Origin of the sequence: Alsobacter sp. KACC 23698 (genome assembly GCF_045348435.1) — a bacterium.
Taxonomy (GTDB): domain Bacteria; phylum Pseudomonadota; class Alphaproteobacteria; order Rhizobiales; family Beijerinckiaceae; genus Alsobacter.
Map to the genome: position 1 here is coordinate 2,926,121 of NZ_CP157484.1, position 20,874 is coordinate 2,946,994.

Sequence of the window (20,874 nt, forward strand, 5' to 3'; positions counted from 1 at the left end):
GCCCGCCGCTCAGTGCAGGATCTGGCTGAGGAAGAGCTTGGTGCGCTCGTGCTGCGGGTTCCGGAAGAACTCGTCGGGAGTGTTCATCTCGACGATCTGACCGGCGTCCATGAAGATGACCCGGTTTGCGACCTGCCGGGCGAAACCCATCTCGTGGGTCACGCAGATCATCGTCATGCCCTCCATGGCCAGCGACACCATGGTGTCCAGCACCTCCTTGACCATCTCGGGATCGAGGGCGGAGGTGGGCTCGTCAAACAGCATGATCTTGGGGCTCATGCACAGCGAGCGCGCGATGGCCACGCGCTGCTGCTGGCCGCCCGACAGCTGGCCCGGATATTTGTTGGCCTGCTCGGGGATCTTGACGCGACGCAGATAGTGCATCGCGACCTCCTCGGCGTCCTTCTTGGGCATCTTCTTCACCCAGATCGGCGCGAGCGTGCAGTTCTCCAGGATCGTCAGGTGTGGGAACAGGTTGAAGTGCTGGAAGACCATGCCCACCTCGCGGCGGATCTCGTCGATCCGCTTGAGGTCGTTGGTGAGTTCGATGCCGTCGACGATGATCCGGCCCTTCTGGTGCTCCTCGAGCCGGTTGATGCAGCGGATCATGGTCGACTTGCCGGAACCGGACGGCCCGCACACCACCACGCGCTCGCCGCGCTTCACGATGAGGTTGATGTCGCGCAACACGTGGAACTCGCCGTACCACTTGTTCATGTCGATCAGTTCGATCGCGGTCTCGTTCTTGAGTTGAGCGGGCTTGAGGCTGGCCGGCGCGGCGGCGATGGCAGACGACATGAAGTTCCCCCTTACCGTTTGTCTGCGCGCGCCAGGCGGGCTTCCACGCCCCGCGCGTAACGCGACATCAGGTAGCAGCAGATGAAGTAGAAGACGGCGGCGTACAGGTATCCGGTGGCCGAGACGGTCGGCGCGCCCCAGGTCGGATCGATGCGGGCCGCCTCGATCGTCTTGAGGAAGTCGAAGATGCCCACGATGACGACGAGGGTCGTGTCCTTGAACAGCCCGATATAGGTGTTCACGATGTTGGGAATGGTGATCTTCAGCGCCTGCGGCAGGACCACCAGGCCCATCATCTGCCAGTAGCTCAGGCCCATCGCCATGGCGCCCTCATACTGCCCGCGCGGGAGCGCCTGCAGGCCGGCGCGCACCACCTCCGCCATGTAGGCGGCGGCGAAGAGCGCGATGCCGACGAGCGCGCGCAGCAGCTTGTCGGGCTGCAGGTAGTCCGGCACGAACAGCGGCAGCATCACGCTGGCCATGAACAGCACCGTGATGAGCGGTACGCCGCGCACGAACTCGATGAAGATGACGCTGAAGAGCTTGGCCGCCGGCATGGTCGACCGTCGTCCCAGCGCCAGGACGATCCCGAGCGGCAGCGACACCACGATGCCCACGGCCGAGCACACGATGGTGACCAGGATGCCGCCCCAGAGATTGGTCTCGATCTTCCGCAATCCGAACGCCGGAACGCCGACGAGGAGGACGAAAGACAGGATCGGCAGCAGGATGAAGAAGTAGACGGCGCCGAGGTCGCGGCGCGGCGCCTTCAGGTTCAAGAGCCACACCACGCCGATGGCCAGCAGCGCGAAGAACACGTTGACGCGCCACCGCTCGGCGACCGGATAGGACCCGTAGGTGAAATAGGCCGCGCGATCCCAGATGAAGGCCCAGCAGGCCCCGACCGCGGTCCGCTCCGGCGTGTAGATGCAGACATCGCGGTTGGCGCCCGACCATACCGCGTCGATCAGCACGAAGCGGATGAAGGGCGGGATCAGCCAGGCCAGCATGAGCGCGATGACGATGGTGAGCGCGATGTTGACCGGCCCGGTGAACAGATGCTCGCGCATCCACGCCCGGGGGCCGACCACCGTGGACGGCGGCGGCGAGGGAGCCAACGTCGAGCCGCTGACGAAGGCGGGCCCTGCGGTCTTGCCGGCGGGGGCGCCGGACGGCGCCGGAAAGGCGGTCGCGTCGGTGGCGGTCATGGTCAGCTCCTCACCGTTCGACCAGCATCTTGCGGCGATTGTAGATGTTCATGACGAAGGAGGTCCCGAGGCTGATCGTGAGATAGACCAGCATGGTGATGCCCACGACCTCGATGGCCTGCCCGGTCTGGTTCAGCACCGTGCCGGTGAACACGTTGGCGAGGTCGGGGTAGCCCACAAAAACCGCAAGTGACGAGTTTTTGGTCAGGTTCAGATACTGGCTGGTCAGCGGCGGGACGATCACCCGCATGGCCTGCGGGATGATGATCAGCTTGGTGGTGATCCGCGGCTTCAGCCCCAGCGCGAAGGCGGCCTCGGTCTGGCCGTGCGAGACGGCGAGGATGCCCGCCCGCACCACCTCGGTGATGAAGGCGCCGGTGTAGATGGTCAGGCCGAACAGCAGCGCTAGGAATTCAGGCTGGATCACCATGCCGCCGGCGATGTTGAACCGGGTCGCCTGCGGATAGTCGAAGGTGAGCGGGCGTCCCGAAAGGAAGAAGACGACGAGCGGGAGACCGATGACCAGGCCCAGCGTCACCCAGCCGACGGGCGCCTGCTGGCCGGTCTTTTCCTGGCGCTTGCGGGCCCAGATCCGGTAGGCGATCGCCCCCGCCACGCCGATCGCCAGCGACAGCCAGACGAAGTCGAAGGCCGGCTCAGGGTCCGGCCGGGGCGAGAACATGCCGCGATTGTTGAGGAAGATCCCGAAGGGGAGCTGGGCGCTGTCGCGCACGCTCGGCAGGGCCTTGAGGACGGCGTTGTACCAGAAGAGCAGCTGCAGCAGCAGCGGCAGGTTGCGGACGATCTCGACATACCAGCGGGCCACGCCCGAGACGAGGATGTTCTTGGAAAGCCGCGCCACGCCCATGGTGAAACCGAGGAGCGTCGCCAGGACGATGCCCACGCCGGCCACCAGCAACGTGTTGATCAGGCCGACCCAGAAGGCCTGGCCATAGGTGCTGTAGCGCTCGGAATAGTCGATCATCGACTGGCTGATCGGGAATCCGGCGAGGTTGTGCCAGAAGCCGAGGCCGGTCGCGATGTTCTGCCGTCGCAGGTTCTCCATCGCGTTGCTGGCCGCCACCCAGACCAGGAAGGCGACGAACAGGCACAACAGAAGCTGGAACACGACGCTGCGAACACGCGGGTCGTACAGAGGCGACACTTTCGGCCGCCCGGGAGCGACCTCGACTTGACCCGTTGACATGACCCTGTTCCCCACTCGCGATAGCCTGAAGCAAGCGTCGTTCCACCTGCGGCTATCGATGGCGGAGCGCGGTTGATCCGCGCCCCGCCCGTCTCAGATCAGCGGATCGGCGGAGCGTATTGCAGGCCGCCCTTGTTCCACAGCGCGTTGAGGCCGCGCTTGATCTTCAGGGGCGAACCCTGGCCGACGGTGCGCTCGAAGCTCTCGCCGTAATTGCCGACGAGCTTGATGACGCGATAGGCCCAATCGTTGCTGAGGCCGAGCGCCTCGCCGAACTTGCCTTCCGTCCCGAGCAGACGCTTGATGTCCGGGTTGTCGGACTTCAGCATCGAATCGACGTTCTTCTGGTCGACGCCGAGCTCCTCGGCCGTGAGCTGGGCGTAGCCGACCCATTTCACGATGTCGAACCACTGGTCGTCGCCATGCCGGACGGCCGGCCCGAGCGGCTCCTTGGAGATGATCTCCGGCAGAACCAGATGCTCGTCGGGCTGGGCGAGACGCAGGCGCTCGGCGTAGAGGCCGGAGGCGTCCGTCGTGAACGCGTCGCAGCGGCCGGCCTCATAGGCCTTCAGAGTCTCGTCCGAGCTCGCGAAGGTCACCGACTTCAGCTGGATCTTGTTGGCGCGGAAATAGTCGGCGAGGTTCAGCTCGGTCGTGGTGCCCTGCTGCACGCAGACGGACGCGCCGTTGAGCTCGAGCGCCGAGGCGACCTTCAGGCTCTTGCGAACCATGAAGCCCTGGCCGTCATAATAGTTGATGCCGGTGAAGTTCAGGCCCAGCGACGTGTCGCGCGAGATCGTCCAGGTCGTGTTGCGGACGAGGACGTCCACCTCTCCGGACTGCAGCGCCGTGAAGCGGTCCTTGGCCGAGAGCGGCACGAACTTGACCTTGGTCGCGTCGTTGAGCACCGCGGCCGCGATGGCGCGGCAGAACTCGACGTCGAGGCCGGTCCAGTTGCCCTGGGCGTCAGGCTGGCCGAATCCGGCGAGGCCGGTATTGGAGCCGCACTGCAAAAAGCCCTTCTGCTTGACGTTGTCCAATGTACCGGCGGACGCCGATCCGGCGACCAGCGCCGCGACGGCGCCGAACGCCGCCGATACGAAGAGATTGGTTCTCATCTGAAAAGTGCTCCCACTCCGGATTAATCGCCCCTGTTCAGGGGTCTGTATGCGGCGCAGCATGCGTTCATACGACGTCCTCGCATGGCCGGCATGTTCCCATCTCATTTGACTTTCGGCGAGCGGTCAAGGGCTTAACAGGCGTCGCGCCGCCGATCCCCGGACGAGGGGCCGCGCCGCCCTCCAAGGCGCGCCGGGACTTGACGGACGACGCCGCCGCTGGCCCATTGCGCGCCAAGCCCTCCGACCACCTCATGGACTTTCCGCATGAAGAAGCTCTCGCCCGAAGACCAGGCGCGTCTTGGCTCCCGGACCCGCCTCGTTCACGCCGGGCGCGACCCTTCCGAGCAGTTCGGCTTCGTCAATACGCCGATCTACCGCGGCTCCACGGTTCTCTATCCCACCTTCGACGACATCAAGCACCGTCGGGGCCGGTTCTCCTACGGCACGAAGGGCACGCCCACGATCGAGGCGCTCGAGACCGCCTGGAGCGATCTGGCCGGCGCCGCCGGGACCGTGCTGCTGCCCTCCGGCCTCGCCGCCGTGGCGATCGCGCTGCAGTCCTGCCTCAAGGCGGGCGACCACCTGCTCGTCACGGATTCGGCCTATCAGCCGGCCCGCACCTTCTGCAACGGGTTCCTGGCCCGCTACGGCGTGGAGACGACCTATTACGACCCCGCCCTCGGCGCGGACATCGAGCGGCTCTTCAAGCCGAACACGGCGGCGGTGCTGACGGAATCGCCCGGCTCGCAGTCCTTCGAGATGCAGGACATCCCGGCCATCGCCGAGGCCGCGCACCGGCGCGACATCTGCGTCGTCATGGACAACACCTGGGCGACGCCGCTGTTCTTCCCGCCGCACGCCAGGGGCGTGGACATCGCCATCGAGGCGGGCACGAAATACCTGTCGGGCGGTTCGGACCTTCTCCTCGGCATGGTCTCGGCCAACGAGACGTGGTTTCCGCATGTCAGGCGCATGTTCGACCTGATCGCCCCCTGCGCCGGCCCCGAGGACGTCTTTCTCGGGCTGCGCGGCCTGCGCACCATGGAGTTGCGCCTCCGGGAGCACGAGAAGCAGGCGCTCGAGATGGCGCGCTGGCTGCGGGACCGGCCGGAGGTGGAGCAGGTGCTCCATCCCGCGCTGGAGACCTGCCCGGGCCACGAGATCTGGAAGCGGGACTATCTGGGCTCGTCCGGCCTGTTCTCGATCATTCTGAAGCCCGCCTCGGATAGGGCTCTGGCCGCGATGCTGGACGATCTCCAGCTGTTCGGCATGGGCTTCAGCTGGGGCGGCTTCGAGAGCCTCGTCGTCCCGTTCGACTGCTCGTCCTACCGCACCGTCACGCAGTGGCGGCCGTCCGGCCCGGCCCTGCGCTTCCATATCGGGCTGGAGAACCTCGACGACCTCAAGGCCGATCTCGACGCCGGCTTCGCCCGGCTTCGCGCGGCGCTCTGACGGGAGCCGCGCCGGCCGCAATCCCGCTCAGCGCAGCGGCGCGCTGGGCTTGGAGCCGAGCGGCGCCGCGGCGCGCCGCATGGCGATCAGGATCTGGCTCTGCGGCGCCGTGTAGACCCATTTCATCGGCGACGACTGCGACTGCCGGGTGATGAAGAAATAGCCCGTGCGCTTCCAGGGCCGCACGTCGTCGCGCTTGTTGTCGAGCACGACGTCGCCCTGGTCCGTCACCGCCACCAGCACCGCATGGCCTTTGCCCTGCTGGTCCAGCACGGCGGACATGAGCAGGCGCCCCGACGGCCACCCCTTGTCGATCAGCTTGCGGCGCTTCAGCAGCGCGATGTCCTCGCAGTCGCCCTTGCCGTCGGTCGGCAGCGTCCAGAGATCCGAGACGCCGAAATGCTCCAGGTCGGTCACCTGCGTGACCGAGGCGTTCACCTCGTCGTTCACGGCGACGAGTTCGGCCATGCGCTCCGGCCCGGCCGAGAAGGCGGCGACGTCGCCGGTGGGCTGGCACTCGGCGGGCGACTTCTCGCAGAACGGGTAGAAGGCGCGCGGGGCCGGCGCCGTCTTGCCGACCGTCATCGCGGCGCCCGACGCCACGAGCGTCGCCGACACGGTGGTCTCGGCGCCGGCGGGACGGTGGGACGGCGAGTGGCGCGGCTGGGCCGACGCGCCCTGGACGCTGATGATGAGGCTGACCACGCAGCCCATGATCAGCGGCGAAGCTCTCCGGAGCGCCCCCATGTGACCCCACCCCCCAGTTGCAGCGCAACAAGAGTGCGCGGGCCGAAGGCGCGCCGCTATCCGGGATTTCACCTAATGCGGTGATCCTGAGGAGAGTGAGTCCTTCCGGCAACAGGTGAGCTCAAGCTGCCCGCCGGCCCCAGTCAGCGGATCGGGGCGGGCGCGGCCGTGGATCCGCGCACGATCAGCAGGGGCTCGGTCACGACCAGGGACGGCGCGCGCCCCCGTTCGGCGATCTCGCGCAGGAGGAGCCGCGCCGCCTCCAGCCCCATCTCCTGGTGCCGGATGCGCACCGTCGTCAGCGGCGGCTCCACCATGTCGACGAGCGGCATGTCGTTGTGCCCGACGATGGACAGGTCCCCGGGCCGGCGCAGGCCGAGCGCCTGGGCGGCCCGATAGGCGCCGAGCGCCAGGAGATCGTTGGCCGCCACGATGGCGGTCAGGTCGGCCCGCCGCAGCAGCGCGGCGGCGGCCTGCTCGCCGGCTTCCCGCGTATAGGCGGACGCCACCTCGACGGGACCGGGCGGCAGGCCCGCCTCGGCCAACCCCTGCCCGAAACCCTCGCGCCGCAGCAGCCCGGTGGAGAGATGCTGCGGACCCGCCAGGTGGCCGATTCGCCGATGTCCCAGGCCGACCAGATGGGCGACGGCCATGCGCATGCCGGCCCGGTCGTCGGACACGACGGCCGAGACGCGCCCGCCCTGCTCCAGGCGGTTGACCAGCACCGTGGGCACGCCGGCCGCAAGGCACAGGCTGAGCACCGGATCGTCGCGGCGCGCGGTGGCCAGGATCAGCCCGTCCACGCGCCGGCCGATGAACTCCTCGACGATGGCCGCCTGCCCGTCCTCCTCCTGCCCGGCGTTGGCCACCAGCACCGAATGGCCCTGCTCCGACAGCGCCGATTCAATGCCCCGCAGAATTGGGCCGAACACCGGGTTGGCGATGTCCGGCACCACCACGCCGACCAGCCGCGAGCGGCCCGTCCGCAGCCCCGCCGCGAGCGCGTCGCGGCGGTAGCCCAGGCTGCTCGCCGCCAGGCGGATGCGCTCGACCACGTCGGCGGCCAGCATGTGGCTCGTCGCCGGATTGAGGGCGCGCGAGGCCGTCGAGCGATGCACGCCCGCCAGATCCGCCACCGACTGCAGTGTCGGCGATTGCCGCCCCGTATCGCTCACGCTTGGCCTTTCGCCCTCGTTCCCGGTTCAGGTCTTCGACGTTGACAGACCTGCAATCGATTGCAAAGTTTACGGCCAACGCCCGGGGAGGAGCAATGATCGAAAACGAAGCCGGCGTCACCGACGCAGTGCTGGCCGCCATGGCCCGGACGCCCGACGCGCGCCTGCGCGCCATCATGGCGAGCTTCGTCAAGCACATGCATGCCTTCGCCCGCGAGGTCTCGCTCACCGAGGCCGAGTTCGAGAGGGGGATCGACTACCTCAACCGGATCGGACAGGCGACCAACGACCACCACAACGAGGCGGTCCTGTTCTCCGACGGCATCGGCTTCTCCACGCTGGTCTGCCTGTTGAACAACGGGCGGAACGGGGCGACCGAGACCGCCTCGGCGCTGCTCGGCCCGTTTTGGCGCGCCAACTCGCCGCGCACGGAGAACGGCGCGTCGATCGTGCGTTCGCCCACGCCGGGGCCGCCGCTCTTCGCGCGGTGCACCGTGTCGGATCCGGCGGGCCGGCCGCTGGCCGGCGTCGAGGTGGACGTGTGGCACTCCAGCCCGCTCGGCTTTTACGACAATCAGGACGACACGCAGGCGGACATGAACCTGCGCGGCAAGTTCACGACCGACGAGCAGGGCCGCTTCGGCTTCCGCTCGGTGAAGCCCGCCGGCTATCCGGTGCCCACCGACGGCCCCTTCGGCGAGTTGCTGCGCGCCCAGCTGCGCCATCCCTACCGCCCGGCCCACCTGCATGTGCTCGCCTTCAAGCCCGGCTACAAGACCCTGATCACCCAGGTCTTCGTCGACGACGACGAGCACCTGGAATCCGACGTCGTATTCGGCGTGACGCGTCACCTGATCGGCGACTTCCGCCGCCACGAGGGCGACGCGCCGGAGCCCGGCGTCGAGGGTCCGTGGTTCAGCCTGGACTACGCCTTCGTCATGGAGCCGGGCGAGGCGGTCCTTCCCACGCCGCCGATCAAGTGACCCTTTTTCAAGCAGGCCCGACCGAATGACCGTTCCCCCTCCTCCGCCCGCATCTCTCGCCGACAAGGTCGCCGTCGTGGTGGGCGGCGCGGGAGGCATCGGCAAGGCCACCGCCGAGCTCTTCGCCAGGGCCGGCGCGCGGGTGGTGATCACCCACCGTCCCGGCGCCGACAAGGCCGAACAGGCCGCCCGGATCGTGGCGGAGCTCGCCGGCTCCGGGCATGCGGCGCTGCCGGCCGACGTCGCCGACACGGCCACCCTCAACGCGCTGCGCGACGCGGTGGCGCAGCGCTATGGCCGCTGCGACATCCTCGTCAACAGCGCCGGCTTCACCAAGCCGGTCGCGCATGCCGATCTCGACGCGCTCGACGACGACCTCATCGACCGCATGTTCCAGGTGAACTGGCGCGGGCAGTTCGCCGCCATCCGTGCCTTCGCGCCTTTGCTGAAGGCCAGCGGCGACGGGCTCATCGTGTCAGTGTCGTCCATCGCGGGCGTGAACGGGGCCGGCTCCAGCATCGCCTACTCGGCGACGAAGGCCGGCGTCGACGTGATGACCAAGTCCCTCGCGCGGGCGCTCGCGCCCGAAATCCGCGTGCTCGGCGTCTCGCCGGGCGTGGTCGACACCGGCTTCGTGCCCGGGCGCGGCGCCGAGTTCAACGCCAAGACGGCGGCGTCGACGCCGCTCAGGCGGGTGGCGAGCGCCATGGACGTGGCCGCCGCCATCCTGGCCTGCGCGACCCACCTCACCTTCTCCACCGGCTCGACCCTGGTGGTCGATGGCGGCCGGTCGCTCTGATCTGACGAGACACGACACATGCGCGAGCCCCTGGGCAAGATCTTCATCACCTGCGCGGTCACCGGAAACCTGACCCGGCCCGAGCAGACCCCGCATCTTCCGATCACGCCCGAGCAGATCGCCGACGCCTGCCTGGGCGCGGCGGAGGCGGGCGCCGCCGTCGCCCATATCCACGTGCGCGATCCGGCGACGGGCCAGCCCTCCATGGAGCTCGGCTACTACCAGGACGTGGTCGATCGGATCCGGCGCAAGAACCCGGCCCTGATCCTCAACATCACGACGGGGCCCGGCGGCCGCTTCGTTCCCTCGCAGGACGAGCCCAGCGTCGCGGCCCCCGGCACCACGCTGATGAACCCGGAAAAGCGCGTCGACCACATCCGGGCGCTGCGTCCGGAGATCTGCACGCTCGACCTCAACACCATGAATTCCGGCGGCCAGGTCGTCATCAACACGCCCGGCAATGTGCGGCGCATGGCCAGGATCATGGCCGAGGCCGGCTCCAAGCCGGAGATCGAGCTGTTCGATTCCGGCGACATCGCGATGATGCACGACCTGCTCAAGGACGGCACGCTGACCGGCCCCGCCCTGACGTCCTTCGTCATGGGGGTGAAATACGGTTTCCAGCCCACCCCCGAGACGGTGATCTACGCCCGCAACCTGCTGCCGGCGGACGCGCTCTTCACCGCCATCGGCATCGGCCGCCACGTGTTTCCGTCCGTGGCGCAGTCCTATCTGGCGGGCGGCCATGTCCGCGTCGGACTGGAGGACGGCGTCTATCTGGATCGCGGCGTCCTGGCCGAGACCAACGCCGCCATGGTCGAGAAGGCCCGCCGCATCGTGGAGGATCTCGGGGCGCAGATCGCCACCCCCGACGAGGCGCGCCGCATCATCGGCCTGCGCGACAGGAGCCCGGCGTGACCGCGGGGCCCGAGGGCGGCGTCCTCGCCACGGTCCTGCGGCTCGACGCCAAGGCTCCCGACGCCGAGAGCGTGGCGCCGCGGATCGAGCAGCGCCGGTTGTCGCCCGGCCCCGGCGACGTGCTGGTCGAGGTCCGCGCCGCGGCGGTGAACCCCTCCGACGTCAAGGCGGCGATCGGGCTGATGCCCTATGCGGTCTTCCCGCGGACGCCCGGCCGGGATTTCGCCGGCGTGGTGGTCGAGGGTCCGGCGGAGCTGCTCGGCGCGGAGGTGTTCGGGTCGTCCGGCGATCTCGGCATCCGGCGCGACGGGGCCCATGCAAGCCATCTGGTCGTCGAGGCCGACGCGGTCGTGCGCAAGCCCGCCGGCGTCTCCCTGCAGGAGGCCGCCGGGATCGGCGTGCCCTTCGTGACCGCCCTGGAGGGCTACCGCCGGGCGGGCATGCCCAAGCCCGGCGAGGTCGTCCTTGTCATGGGGCTGAACGGCAAGGTCGGCCAGGCCGCCGCCCAGATCGCGACGTGGCGCGGCGCGCGGGTCATCGGAGTGGTCCGCAAGGCGGAGCCCTATGCGGGCCACGCCAGCGGGCCGGTCGAGGTGATCGATTCGTCGGCCGGCGACGTCGCCGCGCGGGTGCGCGAGCTGACCGGCGGGAACGGCGCCGCGATCGTCTTCAACACGGTCGGCGACCCCTACTACCAGGACGCCCATCGCTCGACCGCCAAGCTCGGGCGCCAGATCCTGATCTCGGCCGTGAACCGGATCGTGGAGTTCAACATCTTCGAGTTCTACCGCGGCCGGCACACCTATGTGGGCATCGACACGCTGGCGCTCTCCTCGGTCGAGACCGCCGACGTGCTGCGCGAGCTGGCGCCCGGCTTCGCCGAGGGGGCGCTCCGGCCCTTCCCGATCCAGCCCTCCGCGATCTACCCGCTGCGGGAGGCGGCGCGCGCCTATGTGGCCGTGCTCGGCTCCTCCCGCGACCGCATCATCCTCGATCCCAAGGCCTGACCATGCATTTGACCCGCATCGACGAGGCCCCGGCCTACCATCCGCCCGAGCATTTCGACATGCGCTGCCTCATGCTCCAGGGCAGGGACGCCGGACCGTCCGACACGCTCTGGCTCGGCATGTCGCAGATCCTGCCCGGCGGCCACACCAGCCTCAGCGCCTCGCCGTCCGAGAAATTCTACGTCGTCATCGAGGGCCAGCTCACCGTCGAGACGCCCGAGGGCGAGACCATCCTGCGCCCGATGGATTCCTGCCGCATCGCGCCGGGCGAAGCGCGCGCCCTGAAGAACAAGACCAACCGGCCGGTGATCGCCCTCCTGGCGATGCCGCTGCCCAAATGACCGCGCGCGAACAGCGCGCCTTCCAACCGGTCCTGGGGAGGACGTCATGATCCACAAAGCCCTGATGGCGGGCGCCGTCGCCGCCGCGCTCATGGCCTGCGGCCCCGCCGCGGCCCAGACCGAGACCAAGATCGGGATCGGCTTCGGCGTCGGCTTCCTGCCGATGTTCATCGTCGACGAGCTGGACCTGGTGGAGAAGCACGCCAAGGCCGCCGGCCTCGACGTCAAGGCGACCTATCAGCGGTTCTCCGGCTCGGCCGCGATGCAGGACGCGGTCCTCTCCGGCTCGGTCGACATGGGCGTCTACGGCGTGCCGGCGATGCTGATCGCCTGGGACAAGGCCCGCAACACGCCCTCGCAGGTGTTCGGGATCGCGGGCGTGAACTCCAGCCCGCTGGTCCTGCTGTCGAACAAAGAGGGCGCAAAGGACATCGGCGACCTCGCCCCGACCGACAAGATCGCCATGCCGGCGATCGTCTCGCCGCAGATGTACGCGCTGCAGATGATCTCGGAGAAGAAGTTCGGGCCGGGCCAGCAGGATAAGCTGAAGAACCAGGTCGTCGGCCTGCCCCACCCGGAGGCCGTGGCCGCCATGCTGAGCGCCGGCACCGAGGTGAAAGCCTATTTCTCGTCGCCGCCCTTCACCCAGATCGTGCTCGCCAGCGGCAAGGCCAAGCCGATCGCGACCTCCGAGGACGCCTATGGCGGGCGCTCCACCTTCCTGGCGCTGGGGGCCACAAAGCGCTGGATCGACGCCAACCCGAAGATGCCGGAGGTCATGGTTAAGGCCATCGCGGAGGCCACGGCCATGATCCGGGAGCAGCCGGAGAAGGCCGCGGAGATCTACCTGAAGGTCGAGCCGTCCAAGACCATGGACGTGGCCAAGGTGGCCGCCATGCTGAAGGCCATGCCCGACGACTTCGGCGTCGAGGTCCATGGCGTGAAGACGGTCTCCGACTTCATGAGCCGGCATGGCGGCCTCAAGAACACGCCCGCGAGCTTCAAGGACGTGTTCCTGCCCGTCATTCATGGCACCGCCAGCAACTGACCCGGGAGGTCCCCATGTTCTCGCTTGGCCCGCTCGTCCTGATCCGCCGCGCGCTCGTCGGCGGACTGCTGGCGCTCGCCTGCGCCCTGCCCCTCAGGCCCGCGGCGGCCGAGCCGTTCCGTGTCGTCGCCTTCGCGGGGGCGTCCAACTGGCCCTTCTGGGTGGGCCAGGAGAAGGGGTTCTTCAAGGCCGCCGGCCTGGAGCCGACGCTCGAGATCACCCCGAACTCGGTGGAGATGGCGAAGAACCTCCACGCCGGCCGCTACGACCTGGCGCTGACCGCCGTCGACAACCTCGTCGCCTATGACGAGGGCCAGGGCGAGACGGATCTCGGCGGCCCCGCCGACTTCGTCGCCGTGTTCGGCGTGGACAACGGCCTTCTCAGCATCATGGCCGCGCCGGGCGTGAGCCGGATCGCCGACCTCAAGGGCAAGGCCATCTCGGTGGACGCCATGACCACCGGCTTCGCCTTCGTGCTGCGCGACGCGCTGGCGCGCAACGGCCTCGCCGAGGGCGACGTCCAATGGGTGAAGGTGGGCGGCGGAGCCCAGCGGCTCGAGGCGCTGTTGAAGAACGAACAGGCCGCCACCCTGCTCAACACGCCCCTCGACCTCGCCGCGGAGGCGAAGGGCTTCACCCGCCTGATGCGCGGCCGCGACGCCGTCGGTCCCTATCAGGGCATCGTCGGGGCGGTGCGGCGCAGCGCGCTGTCGGACGGCGCGCCTGAGCTGCGGAAATTCATCTCCGGCTTCCACGCCTCCGTGGCCTGGCTCGCGGAGCCGGCCAACAAGGCCGAGGCGATCCGCATCCTGACGGACCGCATGAAGGCCATGCAGGGTCCGCCGGCCGAGAAGGCCTATGCGGCCCTGCTCGATCCGGCCTCCGGCATCTACCGCGACCTCAGGATCGACCGGGAGGGCATGAAGACGGTGCTGCGCCTGCGCTCGGCCTATGGCGAGCCGCGCAAGGCGCTGACCGATCCCGGGCGCTACATCGACGAGCGCCCGCGCGAGGCCGCCCTGAAGCGCTGACCGGCCGGCTCAGGCGGGCGGTCCCATCGCGTCCAGCGCCTGCGCCAGGTCGGCGACGAGGTCGTCGGCGTTCTCGATGCCGATCGACACGCGGATGGTCGCGTCGCTCACGCCCAGCCGGTCGCGCACCTCCTTGGGCACGCCCGAATGAGTGGTCGAGGCGGGGTGGCAGGCCAGCGACTCGGTGCCCCCCAGGCTGACCGCGAGCTTGACGATCTGCAGCGCGTTCAGCACCCGGAAGGCCTCCGCCTCGCCGCCCCGGACGTCGAACGAGAAGGTGGAGCCCGGCGCCTGGCACTGGGCCTCATAGGTCCGCCGCTCGGGCGAGCCCTCCGGCAGGAAGCCCAGATAGAACACGGAGCTCACGCTGGGATGCGCGGCGAGGAAGTCGGCGACCGTCCTGGCGTTGCGATTGGCCGCCGCCAGCCGGATCACCAGCGTCTCCAGCGAGCGGCCCAGCATCCAGCACGAATGCGGATCGAGCTGCGTGCCGATCGCCGACCGCAGAAGCCGGATCGGGCGCATGTGCTCGGCCGAGCCCAGCGTCGCCCCGGCGATGAGGTCGGAATGGCCGCCGACATATTTCGTCAGCGAGTAGACCGACAGGTCCGCGCCATGCAGCAGCGGCTGCTGGTAGACCGGCCCGAGCAGCGTGTTGTCGCAGGCGATCAGTGGACGCCGGCCCTGCCGGGCCCCGATGGCCTCGGCCACACGGCGGATCGCCGCGATGTCGACCAGGGAGTTGAGCGGGTTGGACGGCGTCTCGATGAAAATCATCGAGACCGGCCCCATCGCCATGGCGTGCTCGGCCGCCTGGCGCATCACCGCCTCGTCGACTCCGTCCGGAAGGGCGTGCGACTTCATGCCGAAATTCGACAGCGTCTTGGCGATCAGCGTCTCCGTGCCGCCGTAGAGCGGCTGCGAGTGCAGGATCACGTCGCCCGGCCGGCAATGCGCCAGAAGCGTCGTGGCGATGGCCGACATGCCGGACGAGAACAGGAGCGCCGCCTCGGCGCCCTCGAAGACGGACAGCCGGTCCTCGACGATCTCGGCGTTCGGGTGGTTGAAGCGGGAATAGACGAGCCCCGCGCTCTCGCCCGCCGGCAGGGGCTTGCGCCCCGACACATAGTCGAAGAACTCCTTGCCGTGCTCGGCCGAGGAGAACACGAAGGTCGAGGTCAGGAACACCGGCGGCTTCACCGCCCCCTCCGAGAGGCGCGGATCGAACCCGTAGCTCAGCATGAGCGTCTCGGGAGCGAGCTTGCGGTTGCCCAGACGGTCCTTGTGATAGCGTTGATCGGCCACGGCGGTCATCCTGGTCGGGAGGGGAATGGAGCGGTTGCTGCAACCGATCCTAGCACCCCCGCCCCGCCCACGCGCGGGCGTTCAGCCTCGCCGACGCGACCAGGGCGGCGGGTCCCCAGGAACATGGGACCGTCCGCAGCTCTTGCGACCTTTCGCCCCTTGCCGCGCCGCCGCCCCGGCCCGAGATCGCAAGCGCCAGCGAGAGGTCGCCATGAGCCTGTATCCCGCATGACAACTCTGCGTTTCGTCCTGGGCGACCAGCTCACGCGCGATCTGGCGTCTCTCGTCGACATCGATCCCGGAACCGACGTGGTCCTCATGGTCGAGGTCGCCGAGGAGACGACCTATGTGGGCCACCACAAGCAGAAGATTGCGCTGATCCTGTCGGCCATGCGCCACTTCGCCCGCGAGCTGGCGGCGGACGGGATCACGGTCGACTATGTCCGCCTGGACGACCCGGCCAACACCGGCTCCTTCGGCGGCGAACTCGCCCGCGCGATCGCGCGGCATGCGCCGGACCGCGTGATCCTGACCGAGCCCGGCGAATGGCGGGTCTGGGAGATGATGCGGGAGTGGTCCGCCAGCCTGGGCGTCCCGGTCGACATTCGCGAGGACGACCGCTTCTTCTGCACGCGCGGGCGCTTCGCCCGCTGGGCGGCCGACCGGCGCTCCTACCGCATGGAGTTCTTCTATCGCGAGATGCGGCGGGAAACCGGCCTGCTCATGGAGGAGGACGAGCCGGCCGGGGACCGCTGGAACTTCGACCATGAGAACCGCAAGTCGCTGCCCGCGGGCGCCCAGACCCCGCCCCGGCTGCGCTTCGAGCCGGACGCGATCACGCGCGAGGTCATCGCCCTGGTGGCCGAGCGCTTCTCCGGCCATTTCGGCGATCTCGGCGCATTCGGCTGGCCGGTGACCCGGTCCGAAGCGCTCGAGGCGCTCGCGCATTTCATCGCCGACGCCCTGCCCCGCTTCGGCGACTACCAGGACGCGATGAAATCGGGCGAGCCCTTCCTCTACCACGCCCTCGTCTCGACCTCGCTGAACTGCGGCCTGCTTACGCCGCGCGAGGTCTGCGTCGCGGCCGAGCGCGCCTGGAAGGCCGGACATGTGGAGCTGAACGCAGCGGAGGGCTTCATTCGCCAGATCCTCGGCTGGCGCGAATATGTCCGGGGCGTCTACTGGCTGCGCATGCCCGACTACGCGGCGACGAACGCGCTGGGCGCCTCCCGGCCGCTGCCCTGGTTCTACTGGTCCGGCGAGACGGACATGAACTGCGTCGCCCAGGTGGTGGCGGACACGCGCCGCCACGCCTATGCGCACCACATCCAGCGCCTGATGGTGACCGGAACCTTCGCCCTCCTGGCCGGGATCGCGCCCAGCCAGGTGGAGGAATGGTACCTCGCGGTCTACGCCGACGCCTATGAGTGGGTCGAACTGCCCAACACCCACGGCATGGCGCTGTTCGCCGACGGCGGCCTGCTCGCCTCCAAGCCCTATGCGGCGTCGGGAGCCTATATCGACCGCATGTCGGACTACTGCGCCGGCTGCCGCTACGACCCCAAGGTGAAGACCGGCCCCGGCGCCTGTCCGTTCAACCTGCTCTACTGGAACTTCCTGCTGGAGAACCGCGCCGCGCTCGGCCGCAATCCGCGCCTGGGCATGCCCTATCGGACGCTCGACGCCATGCCGCCCGCCCGCCGCCTCCAGATCGCCCGGGAGGCGAACGCCTTCCTGGACGGGCTGTCGCCGGATCCCGACGATCCCTCCGCGACCCGGCCCGCGCAGCTCGCTTTGGACCTCTGAGCGAGGCCGTGAGCCTCGGGCCGCAGGCCTTGCGAGCCAAATTATTTTAAGCTTAAATGAATTCGCAGCCAGGCCCACCGTGACGACGAAGAGGCATCCCATGCGCATCAGTGTCATCGGAGGCGGCCCCGCCGGCCTGTATTTCGCCATCCTGGCCCGCAAGTCCTTCCCGCAGGCGGCCATCACGGTGCTGGAGCGCAACAGGGCCGACGACACCTTCGGCTTCGGCGTCGTCTTTTCCGACCAGACCCTCGACAATTTCGAGCGCGCCGACCGCGAGAGCTACGAGGCGATCACCGACGCCTTCGCCTATTGGGACGACATCTCCATCCATGTCCGCGGCGAGCAGCACCGCATCGGCGGCAACGGCTTTTGCGGCTGCTCGCGCCGCACGCTGCTGATGCTGCTGCAGGACCGCGCGCGGGCGCTCGGCGTGGAGCTGGTGTTCGGTCACGAGTCCGAGACGTTGCCCGGCCCGGACGAGGCCGATCTCGTGGTGGTGGCGGACGGCGTGAACTCCCGCTTCCGCGAGGCGCATCGGGATCATTTCGGGACCGAGGTCGACCTGCGGCCCAACCGCTTCGCCTGGATGGGATCGACCCGTCCCTTCGACGCCTTCACCTTCTTCTTCAAGGAGACCGAGTACGGCGTCTTCATCGCCCATTGCTACCAGTACGAGGCCGACCGCTCGACCTGGGTGCTGGAGACCGACCCGGAAACCTTCGCCAGGGCCGGGCTGGGCGCGATGACGGAGGACCAGGGCGTCGCCTTCATGGAGCGCGTCTTCGCCGATGAGCTCCAGGGCCACCCGCTGATCGCAAACCGGTCGCTCTGGCGCCAGTTCCCCATGATCCGCAACGCGCGCTGGACCATGGACGACCGCGTCGTCCTGCTCGGCGACGCCAAGGCGACGGCGCATTTCTCCATCGGATCGGGCACCAAGCTCGCCATGGAGGATGCGATCGCCCTGCACGCGGCGCTCAAGGGCCAGCAGGGCGACGTCGCCCAGGCGCTGCGCCGGTTCGAGACGGGCCGCCGCGAGGAGGTGGAGAAGACCCAGCACGCAGCGGACGTCAGCCTGGTCTGGTTCGAGCACGTGAAGCGCTTCCTCGGGATGGACCCCGTGCAGTTCGCCTTCGGCCTGATGACGCGCGCCAAGTCGATCACCTATGACAATCTGGAGCTCCGGGCGCCCGACTTCGTCAGGGCCGTCGACCGCAGCTTCGCCCGGTCCCTGGCGGCCCAGGGCTGCCCGGTGGACGTCGACCGTCCCGTCGCGCCGGCCTTTCAGCCGCTGCGGCTGCGCGGCCTGACCGCCCCGAACCGCATCGTCGTGTCGCCGATGTGCATGTATTCGGCGGTGGACGGCCTGCCGGGCGACTTCCACCTCGTCCATTACGGCTCCCGCGCCATGGGCGGGGCGGGCCTTCTCTTCACCGAGATGACCTGCGTGGCCCCGGACGCCCGCATCACCCCCGGCTGCGCCGGCCTGTGGAACGACGCCCAGCAAGCCGCCTGGACGCGGATCGTCGACTTCGTCCACGCCCACTCGGCCGCCAAGGTCTGCCTGCAGCTCGGCCACGCCGGCCGCAAGGGCGCGACGAAGCTGATGTGGGAGGGCATGGACCGGCCCCTGCCGGAGGGCGGCTGGGACATCGTCGGCCCCTCGCCCCTGCCCTACTACCCCGAGAGCGCGGTCCCGAAGGCGCTCGACCGCGCCGGGATGGACCGGATCCGATCTCAGTTCGTCGCCGCCGTGCGGCGCGGCCAGGCCTGCGGCTTCGACATGGTCGAGCTTCACGCCGCCCACGGCTATCTGCTGGCAAGCTTCCTCTCGCCGGTCACGAACCGACGGACGGACGAGTATGGCGGCTCGATCGAGAACCGCCTGCGCTTTCCGCTCGAGGTCTTCGCCGCCATGCGCGAGGCTTGGCCGGCCGACAAGCCCATGTCGGTGCGCATCTCGGCCACCGACTGGATCGAAGGCGGGATCACGGGCGACGACGCCGTCCGGATCGCCGAAGCCTTCGCGCAGGCCGGCGTCGACCTCGTCGACGTCTCCACCGGCCAGACCAGCCCGGCGTCGCGTCCCTTCTACGGCCGCATGTTCCAGACCCCCTACGCCGACCAGGTCCGCAACGAGGCCCACGTCGCCACCATGTGCGTCGGAAACATCACCAGCGTCGACCAGGCCAACACCATCCTGGCGGCCGGCCGGGCGGACCTCGTGGCCTTCGGCCGCCCGCACCTCGCCGATCCGGCCTTCGCCCTGCGCGCCGCGGCCTGGTACGGAGCCGAGGCGTTCACGCCCAAGCCGTATCAGCCGGGCTGGGACCAGTTGAAGCGCAACACGCCGCGCGAGAAGGCCGACCTCACCGAACTGAAGCTCAAGGCGCGGCCCAAGTCGCACCGGGTCGGGGCGTGACGGCGCGACCGAGCCTCTCTCCGTCATCCCCGGCGACCTGCGCAGCAGGTCGGGAAGGGGATCCAGAGGCCATGGGCCCGATGCCGAACCCAGTCTCCTGGATCCCCTTCCCGGCGCTGCGCGCCGCCGGGGAAGACGGAGAGTGCGGCGTCCGCGGATCGTGGGATTGCGCGCCGCCGCCAAACCGCCTTTGATGCCGCCCTCGGGGGGAAATTCCGCATGCATGTCATCATCGTAGGGGGCGGGATCGGCGGGCTGACGGCCGCGCTGATGCTGCACCGGCGGGGGATAAAGGCCACCGTCTGCGAGCAGGCCTCCACGATCCGCGAGGTCGGGGTGGGCATCAACACGCTGCCGCACGCCATCGTGGAGCTCGAGGAGCTCGGCCTGCTGCCGGCGCTGGACGCGGCCGGCATCCGCACCCGCGAGCTCGTCTACATGAACCGCTATGGCCAGACCGTCTGGCAGGAGCCGCGCGGCGTCTACGCCGGCTTCAAGGCGCCGCAATTCTCCATTCATCGCGGCCGCCTGCAGAAGCTCATCCATGACGCGGCCGTCGAGCGGCTCGGCCCCGATTCGGTGCGCACGGGGCGGCGCCTTCTCGGCCTGATCGAGAACGAGGGCGGCGTCACCGCCCATTTCGCCGATTCCCGCTTCGGCGGGGCCGGCGAGACGATTCGCGCCGACGTGCTGGTCGGCGCCGATGGCATCCACTCGGCCGTGCGCGCGCGCTACTTTCCCGACCAGGGCCCGCCCTCGTGGCAGGGCGTCAGGATGTGGCGCGGCGCCGCCGACTGGCCGGCCTTCATGGACGGCGAGAGCATGATCATCGCCGGCGGCATGCACGCCAAGCTGGTGCTCTACCCCATCGGCCGGGGCCAGCGGCCCGATACCCGGTTGACCAACTGGGTCGTGAATGTCCGCCTCGGCGATCCCGGCAAGCCGCCGCCGCGCGAGACCTGGTCCGGCCTCGGCCGGCTGGAGGACGTGCTGCCCTTCGCGCGCCGCTTCACCGTGCCGGGGGTGGACGTGGAGGGCCTGGTCAAGGCCACGACCCAGTTCTGGGAATATCCGATGTGCGACCGCGATCCCCTGCCGCGCTGGACGCATGGCCGCGTCACCCTGCTGGGCGACGCCGCCCATCCCATGTACCCGGTGGGATCCAACGGCGCGAGCCAGGCCATCCTGGATGCGCGTTGCCTGGCCGACAGCCTGGACAAGGCCGACCATCCCCGCCACGGCCTGGCCCTCTACGAAGCCGAGCGCCTCGCCAAGACGGCCGAGATCACCGCCATGAACCGACAGGGCGGCCCCGAGCGCGTGATCGACGCGGTCGAGGCGCTGGCTCCCAACGGCTTCGACGACGTCGAGCGCGTGCTCTCCTACGCCCGGCGCGAGGCCATCGTGAAGAGCTACGCCGGCAAGGCCGGCTTCGCCCTCACGCAGGTGAACCGCAGGGCGGGATGACGGCGCGGAACCCCTCTCCCCATCAGGGGAGAGGCG

18 protein-coding genes are annotated in these 20,874 nt (G+C 69.2%); 11 read left to right on the forward strand and 7 right to left on the reverse strand.

Going from position 1 to position 20,874, the window contains the following annotated elements; genetic code table 11:
* Positions 1 to 9: 9 nt before the first annotated feature.
* From ABEG18_RS13715 to ABEG18_RS13730, 4 genes are all read right to left on the reverse strand, one after another.
* Positions 10 to 798 carry an amino acid ABC transporter ATP-binding protein gene (locus tag ABEG18_RS13715; RefSeq protein WP_406853611.1) on the reverse strand — a complete coding sequence of 263 codons (789 nt, stop codon included), beginning with the start codon at positions 796 to 798 and terminating at the stop codon, positions 10 to 12.
* An 11-nt stretch (positions 799 to 809) separates the two neighbouring features.
* Positions 810 to 2,006: an amino acid ABC transporter permease gene (locus ABEG18_RS13720; protein WP_406853612.1), complete on the reverse strand. Its 1,197-nt coding sequence runs from the start codon at positions 2,004 to 2,006 to the stop codon at positions 810 to 812.
* Between the two features lie 10 nt (positions 2,007 to 2,016).
* The gene (locus ABEG18_RS13725) at positions 2,017 to 3,213 is read right to left on the reverse strand and encodes an amino acid ABC transporter permease (protein WP_406853613.1); all 1,197 of its coding nucleotides are present in this window, start codon (positions 3,211 to 3,213) and stop codon (positions 2,017 to 2,019) included.
* A 98-nt stretch (positions 3,214 to 3,311) separates the two neighbouring features.
* Complete coding sequence (locus tag ABEG18_RS13730) at positions 3,312 to 4,331, reverse strand: amino acid ABC transporter substrate-binding protein (RefSeq protein WP_406853614.1); 1,020 nt, start codon at positions 4,329 to 4,331, stop codon at positions 3,312 to 3,314.
* Between the two features lie 267 nt (positions 4,332 to 4,598).
* On the opposite strand from ABEG18_RS13730, the gene metC reads away from it, so the two are divergent.
* Positions 4,599 to 5,786: a cystathionine beta-lyase gene (gene metC, locus ABEG18_RS13735; RefSeq protein WP_406853615.1), complete on the forward strand. Its 1,188-nt coding sequence runs from the start codon at positions 4,599 to 4,601 to the stop codon at positions 5,784 to 5,786.
* A 27-nt stretch (positions 5,787 to 5,813) separates the two neighbouring features.
* Here the strand turns inward: metC and ABEG18_RS13740 are convergent, their stop codons facing one another.
* Both ABEG18_RS13740 and ABEG18_RS13745 read right to left on the reverse strand, forming a co-directional pair.
* A complete protein-coding gene (locus tag ABEG18_RS13740; protein ID WP_406853616.1) occupies positions 5,814 to 6,533 on the reverse strand; it encodes a transglutaminase-like cysteine peptidase in 720 nt (239 codons plus the stop codon).
* A gap of 143 nt (positions 6,534 to 6,676) precedes the next feature.
* Positions 6,677 to 7,708, reverse strand: coding sequence for a LacI family DNA-binding transcriptional regulator (locus ABEG18_RS13745; protein WP_406853617.1), 1,032 nt, complete (start codon positions 7,706 to 7,708; stop codon positions 6,677 to 6,679).
* Between the two features lie 95 nt (positions 7,709 to 7,803).
* On the opposite strand from ABEG18_RS13745, the gene ABEG18_RS13750 reads away from it, so the two are divergent.
* From ABEG18_RS13750 to ABEG18_RS13780, 7 genes are read left to right on the forward strand one after another with little or no spacing between them, the layout of a single operon-like run.
* Positions 7,804 to 8,691, forward strand: coding sequence for a dioxygenase (locus tag ABEG18_RS13750; RefSeq protein WP_406853618.1), 888 nt, complete (start codon positions 7,804 to 7,806; stop codon positions 8,689 to 8,691).
* A gap of 25 nt (positions 8,692 to 8,716) precedes the next feature.
* Positions 8,717 to 9,490, forward strand: coding sequence for an SDR family NAD(P)-dependent oxidoreductase (locus tag ABEG18_RS13755; protein ID WP_406853619.1), 774 nt, complete (start codon positions 8,717 to 8,719; stop codon positions 9,488 to 9,490).
* Between the two features lie 18 nt (positions 9,491 to 9,508).
* Positions 9,509 to 10,408: a 3-keto-5-aminohexanoate cleavage protein gene (locus ABEG18_RS13760; RefSeq protein WP_406853620.1), complete on the forward strand. Its 900-nt coding sequence runs from the start codon at positions 9,509 to 9,511 to the stop codon at positions 10,406 to 10,408.
* Positions 10,405 to 11,415 (forward strand): zinc-binding alcohol dehydrogenase family protein, encoded by a 1,011-nt coding sequence (locus tag ABEG18_RS13765; protein ID WP_406853621.1) that lies wholly within the window; start codon positions 10,405 to 10,407, stop codon positions 11,413 to 11,415. Before ABEG18_RS13760 ends, ABEG18_RS13765 begins: the two co-directional genes overlap by 4 nt.
* Positions 11,416 to 11,417: 2 nt before the next feature.
* Positions 11,418 to 11,756: a cupin domain-containing protein gene (locus ABEG18_RS13770; RefSeq protein ID WP_406853622.1), complete on the forward strand. Its 339-nt coding sequence runs from the start codon at positions 11,418 to 11,420 to the stop codon at positions 11,754 to 11,756.
* Positions 11,757 to 11,802: 46 nt separating this feature from the next.
* On the forward strand, positions 11,803 to 12,804 hold the full coding sequence (locus tag ABEG18_RS13775; protein ID WP_406853623.1) for an ABC transporter substrate-binding protein: 1,002 nt from the start codon (positions 11,803 to 11,805) through the stop codon (positions 12,802 to 12,804).
* A gap of 14 nt (positions 12,805 to 12,818) precedes the next feature.
* Positions 12,819 to 13,835, forward strand: coding sequence for an ABC transporter substrate-binding protein (locus tag ABEG18_RS13780; RefSeq protein ID WP_406853624.1), 1,017 nt, complete (start codon positions 12,819 to 12,821; stop codon positions 13,833 to 13,835).
* Between the two features lie 9 nt (positions 13,836 to 13,844).
* On the opposite strand, the gene ABEG18_RS13785 is transcribed toward ABEG18_RS13780, so the two are convergent.
* Positions 13,845 to 15,140 carry a cystathionine gamma-synthase family protein gene (locus tag ABEG18_RS13785; protein ID WP_406853625.1) on the reverse strand — a complete coding sequence of 432 codons (1,296 nt, stop codon included), beginning with the start codon at positions 15,138 to 15,140 and terminating at the stop codon, positions 13,845 to 13,847.
* Positions 15,141 to 15,368: 228 nt separating this feature from the next.
* Between ABEG18_RS13785 and ABEG18_RS13790 the strand changes: the two genes are divergently transcribed.
* From ABEG18_RS13790 to ABEG18_RS13800, 3 genes are all read left to right on the forward strand, one after another.
* Positions 15,369 to 16,946 carry a cryptochrome/photolyase family protein gene (locus ABEG18_RS13790; RefSeq protein ID WP_406853626.1) on the forward strand — a complete coding sequence of 526 codons (1,578 nt, stop codon included), beginning with the start codon at positions 15,369 to 15,371 and terminating at the stop codon, positions 16,944 to 16,946.
* Positions 16,947 to 17,046: 100 nt separating this feature from the next.
* On the forward strand, positions 17,047 to 19,371 hold the full coding sequence (locus tag ABEG18_RS13795; protein ID WP_406853627.1) for a bifunctional salicylyl-CoA 5-hydroxylase/oxidoreductase: 2,325 nt from the start codon (positions 17,047 to 17,049) through the stop codon (positions 19,369 to 19,371).
* A 219-nt stretch (positions 19,372 to 19,590) separates the two neighbouring features.
* Positions 19,591 to 20,838 (forward strand): flavin-dependent oxidoreductase, encoded by a 1,248-nt coding sequence (locus tag ABEG18_RS13800; RefSeq protein ID WP_406853628.1) that lies wholly within the window; start codon positions 19,591 to 19,593, stop codon positions 20,836 to 20,838.
* Positions 20,839 to 20,874: the final 36 nt, after the last annotated feature.

Bases quoted from the DNA above. Each gene is read 5' to 3' on its own strand.
- ABEG18_RS13770 (WP_406853622.1), top strand. From the start codon at position 11,418: ATGCATTTGACCCGCATCGACGAGGCCCCGGCCTACCATCCGCCCGAG.
- ABEG18_RS13790 (WP_406853626.1), top strand. From the start codon at position 15,369: ATGACAACTCTGCGTTTCGTCCTGGGCGACCAGCTCACGCGCGATCTG.
- ABEG18_RS13730 (WP_406853614.1), bottom strand. From the start codon at position 4,331: ATGAGAACCAATCTCTTCGTATCGGCGGCGTTCGGCGCCGTCGCGGCG.
- ABEG18_RS13725 (WP_406853613.1), bottom strand. From the start codon at position 3,213: ATGTCAACGGGTCAAGTCGAGGTCGCTCCCGGGCGGCCGAAAGTGTCG.
- ABEG18_RS13780 (WP_406853624.1), top strand. From the start codon at position 12,819: ATGTTCTCGCTTGGCCCGCTCGTCCTGATCCGCCGCGCGCTCGTCGGC.
- ABEG18_RS13800 (WP_406853628.1), top strand. From the start codon at position 19,591: ATGCATGTCATCATCGTAGGGGGCGGGATCGGCGGGCTGACGGCCGCG.
- metC (WP_406853615.1), top strand. From the start codon at position 4,599: ATGAAGAAGCTCTCGCCCGAAGACCAGGCGCGTCTTGGCTCCCGGACC.
- ABEG18_RS13715 (WP_406853611.1), bottom strand. From the start codon at position 798: ATGTCGTCTGCCATCGCCGCCGCGCCGGCCAGCCTCAAGCCCGCTCAA.
- ABEG18_RS13755 (WP_406853619.1), top strand. From the start codon at position 8,717: ATGACCGTTCCCCCTCCTCCGCCCGCATCTCTCGCCGACAAGGTCGCC.
- ABEG18_RS13775 (WP_406853623.1), top strand. From the start codon at position 11,803: ATGATCCACAAAGCCCTGATGGCGGGCGCCGTCGCCGCCGCGCTCATG.
- ABEG18_RS13720 (WP_406853612.1), bottom strand. From the start codon at position 2,006: ATGACCGCCACCGACGCGACCGCCTTTCCGGCGCCGTCCGGCGCCCCC.
- ABEG18_RS13760 (WP_406853620.1), top strand. From the start codon at position 9,509: ATGCGCGAGCCCCTGGGCAAGATCTTCATCACCTGCGCGGTCACCGGA.
- ABEG18_RS13750 (WP_406853618.1), top strand. From the start codon at position 7,804: ATGATCGAAAACGAAGCCGGCGTCACCGACGCAGTGCTGGCCGCCATG.
- ABEG18_RS13740 (WP_406853616.1), bottom strand. From the start codon at position 6,533: ATGGGGGCGCTCCGGAGAGCTTCGCCGCTGATCATGGGCTGCGTGGTC.
- ABEG18_RS13795 (WP_406853627.1), top strand. From the start codon at position 17,047: ATGCGCATCAGTGTCATCGGAGGCGGCCCCGCCGGCCTGTATTTCGCC.